Source organism: Campylobacter sp. BCW_6463, assembly GCF_001762785.1.
GTDB classification, from domain to species: Bacteria; Campylobacterota; Campylobacteria; order Campylobacterales; family Campylobacteraceae; genus Campylobacter_D; species Campylobacter_D jejuni.
Window position 1 is genome coordinate 99,648 of sequence record NZ_MJXL01000009.1, and the last position, 13,852, is coordinate 113,499.

Genomic DNA, 13,852 nt, shown 5'->3' on the forward strand with positions numbered 1-13,852 from the left:
TTTTATCCTAAGAAAGTTTTATATAATAAATTAAGAGCAAAATACTCTATAATTATAGCTGAAATTATATTGATTATAAAAACAACTTTTGCACTAAAAACATGACTATATCTTGCCACCACAAAGGCTAAAGCACTTACCCAAAAAAGTATAGCCACAACAAGCCCTAAAGTCATCAAATAAGCATGATCACTACTTAAAACCACGCTTGCAGCACTAAGCCAAAATCCTATCACAAAAGGATTTGAACCATTTAAAAAAGCTCCTTTAATATAACTTTTCAAAAGACTTTCTTTAAATTCTTTATGCTCTAAATTTAAGCTTTCTTTCTTTTTTCTTAGCATCAAGTACGCCATATAAGTTAAAAAACAAAAACCAAAAATCGCCAAAGAACGCATAAAAATAACATTGTCTAAAAAATTTAAAAGCCCAAATTGAAGCAAAAAAAGATAAAGCATATCTATACTAAATGCTCCAAGTCCTACAGCTATGGAATTTTTAAAAGCTTTTAGTGCATAAGTTAAAATCAAAATATTTACAGGTCCAAAAGGAACACTCACTCCAAAGCCCAAAAAAACTCCACTTAAAAAAGAATCAAACATTACCATCTTTCATAAAATTTTCTATATCAAGTGCGATTTTATCAATAGCGCTTATAATATCTTCTATATAGATTTTATCAAAATACCGCTCTAAATTCGCATCTTTTTCGTAGATATTTAAAATACTTTTTTCGCACATTGAAGCATAACGCCCTACAGGCAAAACCGCCCCACTTGTGCCTACGCTGATAAAAAGCGAAGTTTGATTTAGCAAAGAATAAAGCATAGTATAAGCAGGAGCTTGCTCTTCAAACATGACTATATTGTGTCTTAAATCCTTACTTTTGCATTTTGGGCATTGTTTATCTGTGATTTTTTCATAACCTATATTAAAAATTTCTTCGCATTTTAAGCAGCGAAGTTCGGGCAAAAAGCCATGCAAATGCACTACATCTTTACACCCTGCACGCTCTAGCAAATCATCTACATTTTGCGTGATAACAAAAAGATTTTTACCCCATTTTTCTTTTAATTGTGCGATTTTTTCATGAGCATGATTTGGCTTTACATTTTGAAGTTGCGCCCTTCTTGCATCGTAAAAATCAAGCACTTTTTTAGGGTTTTTTCTAAAACCTGTTGCGGAGCAGACCTCCATCACATCGTATTCTTCCCAAAGTCCATCATTATCTCTAAAAGTTTTAAGTCCACTTGGAGCAGACAAACCCGCTCCACTTAATATCATAATGTTTTTCATAATCTCACCACCTTAGCACCAAAGCCACCTTGATTGATCGGTGCGTCATTAAAGCCTTTAACACTTTTATGGGTTTTTAAAAACTCTCTTACCGCAAAGGCAAGCTTTCCTGTGCCTATACCATGATAGATCAAAACCTCATCAAATCCCGCTATTAAAGCATCTGAAATAAATTTATCAAGCCTTGAAATAGCCTCATCACTCCTAAGTCCATGCAAATCCAAAGTTACGCTTAGATTGCTTGGTTTGCTTACGCTTATACTTGTTTTTGCTACTTTTTTTGGCATTGCACCACTTTTTTTAAGCAGTTTTAAAGGCACACGAAGTTTGATCCCATCGCTTTCAACCATAGCATCGTTTTTAGAAATGCTTATGATTTTACCCTTAATTTTTTCATATTTTACAAAATCCCCCACACGCAATTCTTCGTTTTGCTCCATACTTGGCAAGATGATTTCTTTTTTAAGTTCATTGGCTTTATTAAGGCTTCTTTGCTTATCTTTTGTGTCTTTAAGCTGTATGGTTTTCTTAGCTTCTTCTATGGCTTTGTGAAATTTAAATTCTAAATTTCTCAAACTCGTGCGAAATTCTTGTTCATTTTTTTCTTTTTGATCTTTTAAAGAAAGTAAAATTTCATCGACTTTTTGCTCTTTTTTCTCAACATTTTCAAGCTTAGCTTTTAGTTCTAATTCAAGATTGATATTTTTACCCACAAGCTCTTCTAAATTTTCTTTATCCTCGCCATAAAGCTTTTTAGCCTCGCTAACTAAATTCGGCGGAATCTGATAACGCAAAGCGGTTTCAAAGGCATAAGATTTTCCTATAGTACCTTTTAAAAACTCATATTTTGGGCGTGAAAGCTCTTCATCATATAAAGCAGCAATGAGTTCAACTTGCTCATTTTTTGCTAAAAGCATGGCAAGGCGTTTGTGGTGCGTGGTGATGATGATTTTAAGATTATTAGCTATGAGTTTTGAAATTAACACACTATACAAACAAGCCGCTTCTTCAAAATCTGTTCCAAGCTCTATTTCATCTATACCTAAAAGCAAATTTTTCTTAGAAAAAAGTCTAGAAAAATGCAACATTCTTCCTGCAAAAGTTGAAATGTCGTTTTTAACATTTTGCGGATCTTCTATGATGGCATCAAATTCTTTAAAAGTACCAATTTTACTTTCACTTGCTTTGATATGCATAGGCAAAAGATGTTTAGCTAAAAATGCTGCGCTTAGCATGGATTTTAAAAGCATGGATTTTCCGCCTGCATTTACCCCTGTGATGATTAAAACTTGTTTTTTAAATTCCAAACTCACGCTTTTTGGATTTTTTAAGGCAGGATGAGCGAAATTTTTAAGCACTAAATCCGTACTTTGATCACACAAAACAATTTCAAAATCCTTTTTTTTAGCAAGCAAAACCCTAGCACTATAATGATCAAAAAGATCAAAGGCTGTATTGATAAATTTTAAAAAAGGTAGGTTTTTTGCTAAAAAAGCTGAGAAATTTTTAGCGTATTCATAATAAATTTCTTCTTTTTGATTTTTGATTTTTTCTATATCATTTTGCAAATTTTCAACACTTAAAGGCACGATATAAAAGCCACCGCCACTACTTCTACCTATGATTTTTGCTTTAATAGCGTGATTAAACCCGCCTCTTACAAGCAAGGCTTCAAGATTGTTTATAAGATGGATTTGTGTATCGATAAGATAAGGCATTAAAGCTTTTGTATAGCAAAATTTCTTAAACTCAGCTATTATGCTTTCGTTTTTCAATCTTAGAGCAGTATTAAGATTTACAAGTCTTTCATCTAAACTTTCTTTTAATTCCCCTTTCTCATCGAAATTCAAACAAAGCTCCAAAGCCCCGCTAACAAATTCTATCTTTTGTAGCCAAGAGTCTAAATTTGTTCCTAGTTTTATTTTTTTTAACTTTTCAAAATAACGAAAAATTTTTACAAATTCAAAAATTTCATCTAAATGTAAAATTCCTTGCTTGCTTAAATGAACTAAGGCTTTATCAAGATTGCTAAGCTCTGGCATAGCAGGAAATTCCACCTCGCAAAGCTCATGTATGCGTTTAAAATGAAGATTAGAATCTCCTTGCAAAAAAATCTCCTTATCTCTTGCAAAAAGGCCTTTAAATTCTTCTAAATAGCCGTTTAAATCAAGCTTTGAGATCAATTCTTCTTTTGCATCATTCATCATTTAACCTGCAATCTTTAATATCTATGATTAAAGAATTAAAACTTTGATTATTATCTTTTGAAATAAAACTTCCTGTACCAAATTCATAGTTAAAATACGCCTTAGATACATTAATATCTTTACATAAAATATTTTTATTTTGATTAAAAGCTACGATAATATCTGTTCTTAAACGACTTTTTTGCGTATTTTCAAATTCAAAAAATACCGCTAAAATGATAAAGATCACAAGCAAAATACCAAAAAAAGGTTTGGTTTTTTTGCCTAATTTTTCACGCAAAGCAAAAGTGATTAAGGCTAAAATTAAGATAATTAAAAAATATAAAAAAAACCTACTCATTTTTTTGCCTTAATTTATTACTGATATCTCCTGCACCAAAACCTATAATAAGCCCTTCTTCAAAAACTTGCCCCTTAGAAGCCACCAAAAATTTACCCTCTCTTTTGATATCTTCTACAAATAAAGCCTTAGGAAAAACCGCTTTTAAATCAAGTTCTATAGGCTCTTCTCCTGCAGCATAAACAGGTAAAATTACAAGCTCATCAACACCTTCAAAAGCCTTTGCAAATTCCTTTAAATTTGTAGCCAAACGCGTGTAGCGGTGAGGTTCAAAAATGGCTGTAATTTTTTTATATCTACCTAATTTTGCGTATTCTTGTGCTGCGCTTAAAGTCGCTTTTATTTCGGTGGGATGATGACCATAATCATCGATTAAAACCAAATTTTCATCAGCATGTAAAATATCAAAACGCTTTTTAATACCTTGATAATTTTTAAGCCTAGTTCTTATCGTTTCTATATCTAAGAAATTTAAAGCCGCCAAAATCGCCAAAGACGCATCAAGGGCTAAATGATATCCCATGCCAAAAACCTTAAATTCACCCCAATCTTTCAACTCAAAGCTTGTAAAAGGTTTGAAATTTTCTATACACATGGTGCAGTTTTTGATATCTTTGCTCGGATAAAGCTTGATTGACTCATTTTTATAATTTTTCAAAAACTCATCTTCAGCATTAATCACGCGAATTTTAGCCGTATCTAAAAACTCCACATAAGCATGATGGAGTTTTGAAACTTCATTACCATAATGATCTAAATGCTCTGCTTCCGCATTGGTAACTATAGCCAAATAAGGATTTGAATTTAAAAAAGAACTATCGCTCTCATCAGCTTCAAAAACAAGGTTTTGGCTTTCTTTATAAATCATATTTGAACCAAATTCTTTTAAAATCGCTCCGATGATCACAGAAGCATCATCAAGCAAAGAAGCCAAAATACTTGAAGTTGTGCTTTTTCCATGTGCTCCTGCAACTGCAAAAACGCGCTTATCTTCTAAGATAAGAGGTAAGGCCTCCTTGCGTGAAAGGCATTTAATGCCTAATTCTTTAGCGTGTTTAAATTCAGGATTTTCTTCTTTGATAGCAGCAGAATAAATAACTAAATCTTTGTTTAAAATATTGTCTTTATGATGAGGGATGCTGACCTTAACCCCTTCTTTTTCTAGTTCTTTAGTGATTTTACTCTCTTTAAGATCACTTCCGCTAATTTTAAAACCTTTTTCTTTTAAAAATCTTGCTAAAGCGGAAATTCCTATACCGCCTATGCCGATAAAATGGATATTTTGCATCATTTAAACCTTTATACCTTAAAGGCTAATTTTAGCACTTTTTTACTAAAAAGAAAATATAAATCCTATTTTGAAATGCCTAAACGCTCGGCTAATTGATATAAATTTAACTCTCTATAAAATTTATCAAAGTCTTTAGTATAAACATCAAGATTAAAAGCTTTATTCATATCTTTTAAAGTATCATTACTTTCAAAATAATACCCTTTACCACCGCTATATACTCCATTTTTATCAATCCATACAGCATCGTTGATCCCAAATTCAAATTTATCATCATTTGGTCTTGCTAACATATTTCTTCCGCCTACGCTTAAATACTTAACATTATTTAAACTTAAAGCATAAAGAGTTGGAAAAATATCCTTATGAGATCCTACACGATCTTTATCATAATAAATATCATCTTGTAAATCCTTAGGAATATAAAGATAAAAAGGCACACTATAAGCAAAAGCTTTTTGGGAATTTAAATCCATACTCATTTCGCGTACTCTATGATCTCCAGTTGCTGCTATAATGACACTATCTTTAAAAGAACTCTGTTTTATTTTATCTAGAAATTTTCCAAATTCATTGTTTGCATAAGTATAAGCTTTGATAATATTGTCTTGTTTATCTTTTTCATAAGGAAGCATATTAAGCAAAGTTTGTGGAATATTTTCTAATTTTGGCAAATCATTTTGCGGAAATTTATAAGGTGGATGGTTAGAAATAGTAAGAGCGATTATAAGGGTTTTATGTGGATTTTTTTGAAGTAAGTCATAAACTTTTTTATATAAAAACTCATCAGCTACCCCATAACCATTTTCGCTATCTTTTGCTCCATTATACTCTTTCATTAAAATATTTTCATCTATAATCTCATCTACTCCCAAAATACTGAGATAATTTTTAATATTTTGCCAAGATCCATTACCTGCACTTACAAAAATCACCTTATATCCTGCTTTCTTATAAACAGCAATAGGTGTTAAATCTAAATAAGTTTTCTGAAATTTACTTGTAGAAATATTAGAAAATGGACTTACAAAAAATAAGTTTGCAAAACTTGGTATAGTTCCATTACTAGAACTCAAAAAGCGTTTGAATAAAAAATCTTGTTTAAAATGTTTATCTAACGAACCCAAAAAATTATGTTCTGTATTTGTAAAATCAGCCAAATTAAGCCCAAAACTTTCCATTAAGTTAACAAATACACTAGGATGATTCTTTTCAGCTTTTAGATTTATAGGGCTTTGATGCCAATAATCAAAAAGTTTTTCTTTAAGTTCTTGTGCTTTCAAAGGTGTGATAACCTTCAAAGCCGCTTCTTCTTTATATTGTTTTAAAGCCCAAGAAAATGCCATAATTGGATTTAACATTGTATCATTTACAACACTATACTCACTAAAAGAATAATTTTGTACATTTATAGCCACATGCTTAAAGGGGCCCCTTAAGGCTATAACATAAACAATAATTAATATTAAATTTAAAGCTATCAAGGGAAATAATCTTAAATTAACAGGTTTTAGCTTTAAATTTAATATTTTCAAATTTAAAAAAAATACAAAGACTCCAAAAATCAACATTAAAGCTAAAATTTTTAAAATTGGATAATCATGATAAATAATACTTAAAATAGTTTTTGCATTATCATCTTTTAGAGTAAACATAAAAATATCAAATTTAGTCTTGTAAATTTCGTAATAATAGTATTTTGCATAAGAAAATCCTATACAAAGACAAGAAAGAACAATTATGTAAATGCTTGAAAAAATGAAATAAAAATTTTTACTATATATTACTAATTTATTATTTATTTTTATATTAGAAAAAATTAAACTTAAAAAACCACAAAGCAAGAATGGTAAAAACGCTGCACTTAAAAATCTTATATCATGAAAAACACCCAAAAGATACATTAAAAAGATTTCATTTTTATCATCAATTAAACCAGTAGGGATAAAAGAATTTTGCATTAAAATACGATTAATGGTAAAAATTACTATAAATAATACACTAAAAATAAAAATTTGAAGTAAAATTTTTCTCATGTTCACCTTCTTTAAAAATTCTTAAGAATTTTATCAAAAGCCCAAAGTTTTCTTGCCTCATCGCTTTTTTTAGGCTCTATGATAAGCATTTCTTCTTCAGAACCTAATTTACTTTCTATCTCACCAAAAGCATTAATAAACAAAGTATCGCCGTAAAAATTCCATTCATCTTTTGTTTTGCCTATGCGATTTACTCTTAAAATGCTTGTAGAATTTAAAAAAGCTCTTGTTTTTAAAAGTTCTTCCCATCTTTGTTTGCTTTCAAAGGTGCAAGCACTAGGAACGATAACCAAATCAATTTTTTTCGCCATAATCTGCTGCCAAAAGATATCAAAATGGGTCTCAAAACCAAAAAGTAAGGCATATTTTAATTTTTCATAATTAAAAGTAAAAATTTTTAACTCTGATGGAGTTTTGTTGCTGAAAAATTTTTCTTCATTCCAATGTTCATAAGGCATTAAAATTTGCTGTTCATAACTTTTAACACCATTTGGAGTAACTTTTAAGCAAAGTTTTTTATAACTTTTAGCTTCAACGCTTACATAAGGAGCGATGATTTCTAATTCATATTTTTTAGCAAGTTTAATCAAGCTTTCTTTTTTAGCTTCGCTTTGTTCTTTTATCATATTTTTTGGCATATGCAAAAGTTCTGTAAAAAAACTATTGATCACATATTCTCCCAAAACTACTAAATTTGCCCCATTGTCTTTTGAAGCTTTGAGATAATAATCAAGCCTTGATTCACTTAAAGCTAAAGTTGGAAACTGTAAAGCTGCTATTTTACTCATCGATTTGCTCCACTTCTAATTTTGCTTTTTCAAGCTCAAGTCTTGCTTTTTTGATACTCTCTAAACCTTCTTTATAAATTTTTACACTTTCATCTAAGGCAAGCTCTTGATTGTTTAATTTTTCCAAAGATTCATTAGCGTGTTTTAAATTTTCTTCAAAACTCATTGATGATTAACCTTGTAGTTTGGTGCTTCATGAGTGATAGTAACATCATGCACATGACTTTCTTTAAGCCCTGCAGTAGTAATTTCAACAAATTCAGCTCTTTTTTGAAAATCTTCTATATCTTTAGCCCCAACATAACCCATAGAAGAACGCAAACCTCCTAAAAGTTGGTGCACCACGCTTCTTATACTTCCCACATAAGGAACACGCCCTTCTATACCTTCAGGAACGAGTTTATCTTGAGCAGTACCTTGCTGAAAATATCTGTCTGAACTTCCCTTTTGCATAGCCCCAAGTGAGCCCATACCACGATAAGACTTATATTGTCTTCCTTGATAAGTAAAAAGCTCTCCTGGACTTTCATCTGTTCCAGCTAAAAGCGATCCTATCATAACAGAACTCGCACCTACAGCTAAAGCTTTTGCAATATCACCTGAATATTTAATCCCGCCATCGGCTATCACAGGAACGCCAAATTTATTTGCTTCTTCCACACATTCATCAATGGCTGAAATTTGAGGTACACCCACACCTGAAACAATACGCGTAGTACAAATACTTCCTGGCCCAATACCTACTTTAACCGCATCTACCCCTGCTTCGCAAAGTGCTTTTGCTGCGGCTGCAGTAGCAATATTTCCTGCGATAAGATCTAAATTTGGATATTTAGCTTTAATTGCTTTTACTGTATCAATAATACCCTTAGAATGTCCATGCGCAGAATCAAGCACAACAACATCAACGCCTGCCTCAACTAAAGCATCCACACGATCCATTTGCCCTACTCCTATAGCCGCACCCACACGCAATCTTCCAAAACCATCTTTATTGGCATCAGGATATTCTTTGCGTTTTTTAAGATCTTTTATAGTGATAAGTCCTTCCAAGCGTCCTTGTTCATCAACTATAGGAAGTTTTTCTACTTTGTTGGTGCTAAAAATTTTTTCCGCATCGTCTAGAGTGCAACCTTTTGGAGCAGTGATTAAAGGCATTTTAGTCATAACATTTTCAACCAAATTTGAAAAATCACTCTCAAATCTTAAATCACGATTGGTAAGTATGCCTATTAGTTTCTTATCTTCATCTATTACAGGAACACCTGAAATTCTATACTCTGCCATGATTTCTAAAGCCTCTGCAACACTTGCTTTAGGACTTACAAAAATAGGATCGATAATCACTCCGCTTTCGCTTTTTTTCACTCTTTTTACTTCTCTAACTTGTGAAGCTATATCCATATTTTTATGAATTACCCCAAGTCCTCCAAGTCTTGCCATCATGATAGCAGCTCTGTGTTCAGTAACTGTATCCATAGCCGCAGAGATTAAAGGCATATTTAAAGTGATATTTTTTGTTAGTTTAGTGTGAATTTTTACTTCCTTAGGTAGAACTTCAGAATACCCAGGACGCAGTAATACATCTTCAAAAGTTAAAGCTCTTTTTACAATTTTCATCTTTCATCCTTAATTTTTAATCATTTGTTCTAAACTTAAAGCCCCATCTAACAAGGTTTGTTCATCATAAGCTTTGCAAATCAGCTGTGCTGATATATTAAGCCCTTCTTTATCTTTTGCAACAGGCACACTAATACCTCCAAGTCCTGCTAAATTTACAGAGATAGTATAAACATCTTCTAAATAAGTTTGTATAGGGCTTTTTTGAGTATCAAATTTAAAAGCCGTTGTAGGAGTTACAGGCATAAAAATAAGATCACAATCTTGCAAAATTTCTTCATATTTTGCCTTGATAAAAGCTCTAGCTTTTTGTGCTTTGATATAATACGCATCATAATATCCACTACTTAAAACAAAAGTTCCTAACAAAATTCTTCTTTTTACTTCTTCGCCAAAACCTTCGCTGCGTGTATTTACATACATTTCTTTTAAATTTTGGATATTTTCAGAACGCTTGCCATAACGCACCCCATCATAACGACTTAAATTTGCACTTGCTTCAGCTGTTGCGATGATATAATACGCTGCGATATCAAACTTAGAATCAAGCAAATTTTTATATACAATCTCATGTCCATTAGCTTTTAACATATCTATGGTTTTTAAAAGTGCGTTTTTTACTTCGCTATCTGCATCATTGACATAATTTTCAATCACTGCGATTTTTAATTTTTTATTTGCATTTAAATTTGAAGCGGTTTTGATAAACTCGATATTTGCACTCGTGCTATCCATTTTATCATATCCTGCGATCGCATCATATAAAATTGCCGCATCTTCTACATTTTGCGTTAAAACTCCGATTTGATCCAAACTTGAAGAATAAGAAGCCAAACCATAGCGACTTACTCTTCCATAACTCGGTTTAAATCCTACACAACCACAAAAAGCCGCAGGTTGGCGCACAGATCCACCTGTATCAGAACCTAAACTTGCTAAAGCCAAGCCACCCGCTACCGCAGCAGCACTTCCACCACTTGACCCACCTGGAACACGCTCAAAATTTAAAGGATTTAAAGTTTTTCCATAACAAGAACTCGCTGTTGAACTTCCCATAGCAAATTCATCCATATTGCAACGCCCAAAAGGAGAAAAACCGTTAGCCTTTAAATTAACAATCGCACTTGCATCATAAGGAGCGATATAACCTTGTAAAATCTTACTCGCACTAGTAAGCTCCCAGCCCTTTACACTGATATTATCTTTTATAGCTACAGGCACACCTTCACCTGAAACACTTAAGTCCTTATCTAAAAATTGTTCGATATAAGCACCTATTTTTTTTTCTTTTTTTGCTTTTTCATTGAGTTCTTTTTTTAAATTTTCAAGTTCTTCTTTGGAGTATTTTAAAGCTTCTTTTAAAGTTATCATTTATTTTCCTTTGTTTTTTTGATCAAAAATACTGCTAAAGCACTAAAAGCCAAAACCACCGCTATAGTTGCAATGATAATACTATTTGGAATAGGATTTTCTAACATTAAACCCCTTTTAAAACTTCTTCACATCTTAAACAAGGTGTTTCTTCATCTTTACTTTGAAGTTTCCAACATCTTGGGCATTTACAAAGTGAAGCTTTGGTGATTTTAAATTTCTCATTCTCTACTTCAAATTCAGCCAAAATTTCTTCATTTTCATTACTGATTTGACTTACCATAAACCAATCGGCTAATTCCTCATTTGGGAATTTATTAAAACTAATGTTTAAATTTAATTCCAAGGTGGATTTAATGATTTTATCTTTTTTAAGCATATCAATTTGTTCAAAAAATTTCTCTCTAGCACTCATTAAAAATGTATCATCTATACCAAAATCATAATCAAAATCCTGAGTTAAACTCAAATCAAATACATCTTTTGCATCGCCTTTGATTAAAACATTAGCATGTTCTAAAGCCTCATCTACACTATAGCTTAAATTTGGAGCAAGTAAATTTAAAAGTTCTTTTGCTATCAAAGCCATAGCCACTTGAGCAGATTTTCTTCTTTGGGCATTTTCACTATCGCAATAAAGCCTATCTTTACTGATATCAAGATAAATCCCACTTAAATCCGCACTTAAAAAATTTAAAAGCAAACTAAAACCTTTAGCAAATTCATAAGCAAAAAATGCTTCTTTACTTGCTTTAAAAACTTTGGTTGCACGACTTAATATCCATTTATCAATAAAACTAAATTCTTTAACTTCTAAATCTTTTAAATCATTGGTATTAGCAAGTAAAAATCTTATAGTGTTTCTTATTTTGCGGTATTGTTCGCCCACTTGTTTTAAGATATTGTCTGAAATTTTTAAATCACTTGAATAATCACTTAAAAGTATCCAAAGTCTTAAAATTTCAACTCCATAGGTTTTTGCTACATATTCAGGAGCGATCACGTTGCCTTTAGATTTAGACATTTTTTGCCCTTTTTCATCGGTGGTAAAACCATGAGTTAAAATGCTTTCATAAGGTGCGCTTTCATTGATCGCTGTACCTACAAGCAAAGAGCTTTGAAACCAACCCCGATGCTGATCGCTTCCTTCTAAATACATACTTGCTCTTTTTTCTCCTGCGTCATAAAGTCCGCTATTTAAAACTGCATTAAAAGTACTTCCGCTATCAAACCAAACATCTAAAATATCATATACTTTTTCTAAATTTTCAGCTTTGTATTTTGAATTTGTAGGAATTAAATCTTTGATTTCAAACTCCCACCACGCATCAGCACCGTGTTTTTCAAAAATAGCTGCTACAAAGTCAAAAAGTTCATCATCAAAAATCACTTCTTTAGTGTTTTTATCTCTAAAAAAGGCTATAGGCGTTCCCCAGTCCCTTTGTCTTGAAATACACCAATCTGGGCGATTTTCCACCATAGAACCTATTCTTTTTACCCCACTTTGCGGATAAAAGGTTGTTTTTAAAAGTTGTTCTTTTGCACACTCTCTTAAAGTTTTTCCTTGAAGTTTTGGTTCATCCATTAAAATAAACCATTGTTTAGTAGCTCTATAAATCACAGGCTTATGCGTTCTCCAACAAAATGGATAAGAGTGTATAAATTTAGAAGAATGTAACAGTTTTTCGCCTAAAAGTTCTAAAATTTTTTCATTGGCCTTAAAAATATGAAGACCTATAAACTCTTCAAGCAAATGAGAAGGCAAAAGCCCTTTAGCTCTTAAAGTTTCATCATAACATCCACTATCATCAACAGGCATTAAAACTTCAATACCGTATTTCAAACAAGCATAGTAATCATCTTCGCCATGTCCTGGTGCAGTATGTACAAGTCCACTTCCACCATCCATCAATACATGCTCGCCCATAATTAAAACAGATTTTCTTCCATTTAAAGGATTGATAGCTTCAAGTTTTTCAAATTCTTTTGCGTTGAGTTCTTTTTGAATTTCTCCACTTGTAAGTCCTTTTTCTACCATGCTTTTAAGCAAAGCACTTGCAAAAATCAAACCTTCTTTAGTGATCACATAATTTTCGTTAGGATTTAAGGCTATAGCTTGATTAGCCACCAAAGTCCAAGGCGTAGTTGTCCATATCACTGCGCTTGCTTTTGAAACGCCTAATTTTTCGCAAGCTTTTACATCTAAATCAAAAGCCACAAAGATAGAATAATCTTCTTTATCTTGATACTCTACTTCAGCTTCCGCTAAAGCTGACTTTGCCGCCCAACTCCAAAAAACAGGTTTAGAACGCTCACAAAGTAAGCCTTTTTTAGCAATCTCACATAAAGTTCTATAAATCGCTGCTTCAAACTCAAATTTCATAGTCAAATAAGGCTTATCCCAATCCGCAATAATGCCTAAATTTTTAAATTCTTCTCTTTGGATATCTACAAATTCACTCGCATGTTGTCTGCAAAACTCACGAATTTCTTTCTTGCTTAAGCTTTTTTTCTTTTCTCCAAGCTTTACTTCTACTTGTTGTTCTATAGGTAAACCATGACAATCCCACCCTGGAGTAAAACGCACACTCTCACCTTTAAAATAATGCGTTTTGATAATAGTTTCTTTTAAAATTTTATTTAAAGCATGTCCTATATGAATATGTCCGTTAGCATAAGGGGGGCCATCGTGCAAGGTAAAACTTTTTTTCGCATTTTTGCGATTTTCTTTCATTTTTTCATAAGCATAATTTTGCTCAAACCATTTTTTAAATCTTTGCGGTTCAAGTTCCGCTAAATTCGCCCGCATAGCAAAAGTAGTGCTGGGCAAAAGTAGAGTTTCTTTGTAGTCCATTTTTTCCACCTAATTTTTAATAATCTTAAATTCTACTCAAATTAGCTTT

General features: G+C 32.0%; 12 protein-coding genes. All 12 read right to left on the minus strand.

The window, feature by feature from the left end; all coding sequences use genetic code 11:
• Positions 1-2: 2 nt before the first annotated feature.
• On the minus strand, positions 3-602 hold the full coding sequence (locus AJ884_RS00990; protein ID WP_002861777.1) for a LysE family translocator: 600 nt from the start codon (positions 600-602) through the stop codon (positions 3-5).
• Positions 595-1,296: an SIR2 family NAD-dependent protein deacylase gene (locus AJ884_RS00995; RefSeq protein ID WP_070286340.1), complete on the minus strand. Its 702-nt coding sequence runs from the start codon at positions 1,294-1,296 to the stop codon at positions 595-597. Before AJ884_RS00995 ends, AJ884_RS00990 begins: the two co-directional genes overlap by 8 nt.
• Positions 1,293-3,503: an endonuclease MutS2 gene (locus tag AJ884_RS01000; RefSeq protein ID WP_074470036.1), complete on the minus strand. Its 2,211-nt coding sequence runs from the start codon at positions 3,501-3,503 to the stop codon at positions 1,293-1,295. Before AJ884_RS01000 ends, AJ884_RS00995 begins: the two co-directional genes overlap by 4 nt.
• Positions 3,493-3,843 carry a hypothetical protein gene (locus AJ884_RS01005; protein WP_002861781.1) on the minus strand — a complete coding sequence of 117 codons (351 nt, stop codon included), beginning with the start codon at positions 3,841-3,843 and terminating at the stop codon, positions 3,493-3,495. Before AJ884_RS01005 ends, AJ884_RS01000 begins: the two co-directional genes overlap by 11 nt.
• The gene (gene murC / locus AJ884_RS01010) at positions 3,836-5,134 is read right to left on the minus strand and encodes a UDP-N-acetylmuramate--L-alanine ligase (RefSeq protein ID WP_074470035.1); all 1,299 of its coding nucleotides are present in this window, start codon (positions 5,132-5,134) and stop codon (positions 3,836-3,838) included. The genes AJ884_RS01005 and murC overlap by 8 nt, the downstream gene beginning before the upstream one ends.
• A 62-nt stretch (positions 5,135-5,196) precedes the next feature.
• Positions 5,197-7,170, minus strand: a complete 1,974-nt coding sequence (locus tag AJ884_RS01015) for an LTA synthase family protein (protein WP_070233074.1) — start codon at positions 7,168-7,170, stop codon at positions 5,197-5,199.
• An 11-nt stretch (positions 7,171-7,181) separates the two neighbouring features.
• Complete coding sequence (locus AJ884_RS01020; protein WP_070233073.1) at positions 7,182-7,958, minus strand: carbon-nitrogen hydrolase family protein; 777 nt, start codon at positions 7,956-7,958, stop codon at positions 7,182-7,184.
• Positions 7,951-8,124, minus strand: a complete 174-nt coding sequence (gene xseB, locus AJ884_RS01025; protein ID WP_002853034.1) for an exodeoxyribonuclease VII small subunit — start codon at positions 8,122-8,124, stop codon at positions 7,951-7,953. Before xseB ends, AJ884_RS01020 begins: the two co-directional genes overlap by 8 nt.
• On the minus strand, positions 8,121-9,578 hold the full coding sequence (guaB, locus tag AJ884_RS01030) for an IMP dehydrogenase (RefSeq protein ID WP_070286341.1): 1,458 nt from the start codon (positions 9,576-9,578) through the stop codon (positions 8,121-8,123). The genes xseB and guaB overlap by 4 nt, the downstream gene beginning before the upstream one ends.
• A gap of 9 nt (positions 9,579-9,587) precedes the next feature.
• Positions 9,588-10,949: an Asp-tRNA(Asn)/Glu-tRNA(Gln) amidotransferase subunit GatA gene (gene gatA, locus AJ884_RS01035; protein ID WP_070286342.1), complete on the minus strand. Its 1,362-nt coding sequence runs from the start codon at positions 10,947-10,949 to the stop codon at positions 9,588-9,590.
• On the minus strand, positions 10,946-11,056 hold the full coding sequence (locus AJ884_RS01040; protein WP_002880777.1) for a hypothetical protein: 111 nt from the start codon (positions 11,054-11,056) through the stop codon (positions 10,946-10,948). The genes gatA and AJ884_RS01040 overlap by 4 nt, the downstream gene beginning before the upstream one ends.
• Positions 11,056-13,803 carry an isoleucine--tRNA ligase gene (gene ileS / locus AJ884_RS01045; RefSeq protein WP_070286343.1) on the minus strand — a complete coding sequence of 916 codons (2,748 nt, stop codon included), beginning with the start codon at positions 13,801-13,803 and terminating at the stop codon, positions 11,056-11,058. The genes AJ884_RS01040 and ileS overlap by 1 nt, the downstream gene beginning before the upstream one ends.
• Between the last annotated feature and the right edge of the window lie 49 nt (positions 13,804-13,852).

Coding starts and splice junctions, on each gene's coding strand:
- AJ884_RS00990 (WP_002861777.1), bottom strand. CDS start 602: ATGTTTGATTCTTTTTTAAGTGGAGTTTTTTTGGGCTTTGGAGTGAGT.
- AJ884_RS00995 (WP_070286340.1), bottom strand. CDS start 1,296: ATGAAAAACATTATGATATTAAGTGGAGCGGGTTTGTCTGCTCCAAGT.
- AJ884_RS01000 (WP_074470036.1), bottom strand. CDS start 3,503: ATGATGAATGATGCAAAAGAAGAATTGATCTCAAAGCTTGATTTAAAC.
- AJ884_RS01005 (WP_002861781.1), bottom strand. CDS start 3,843: ATGAGTAGGTTTTTTTTATATTTTTTAATTATCTTAATTTTAGCCTTA.
- murC (WP_074470035.1), bottom strand. CDS start 5,134: ATGATGCAAAATATCCATTTTATCGGCATAGGCGGTATAGGAATTTCC.
- AJ884_RS01015 (WP_070233074.1), bottom strand. CDS start 7,170: ATGAGAAAAATTTTACTTCAAATTTTTATTTTTAGTGTATTATTTATA.
- AJ884_RS01020 (WP_070233073.1), bottom strand. CDS start 7,958: ATGAGTAAAATAGCAGCTTTACAGTTTCCAACTTTAGCTTTAAGTGAA.
- xseB (WP_002853034.1), bottom strand. CDS start 8,124: ATGAGTTTTGAAGAAAATTTAAAACACGCTAATGAATCTTTGGAAAAA.
- guaB (WP_070286341.1), bottom strand. CDS start 9,578: ATGAAAATTGTAAAAAGAGCTTTAACTTTTGAAGATGTATTACTGCGT.
- gatA (WP_070286342.1), bottom strand. CDS start 10,949: ATGATAACTTTAAAAGAAGCTTTAAAATACTCCAAAGAAGAACTTGAA.
- AJ884_RS01040 (WP_002880777.1), bottom strand. CDS start 11,056: ATGTTAGAAAATCCTATTCCAAATAGTATTATCATTGCAACTATAGCG.
- ileS (WP_070286343.1), bottom strand. CDS start 13,803: ATGGACTACAAAGAAACTCTACTTTTGCCCAGCACTACTTTTGCTATG.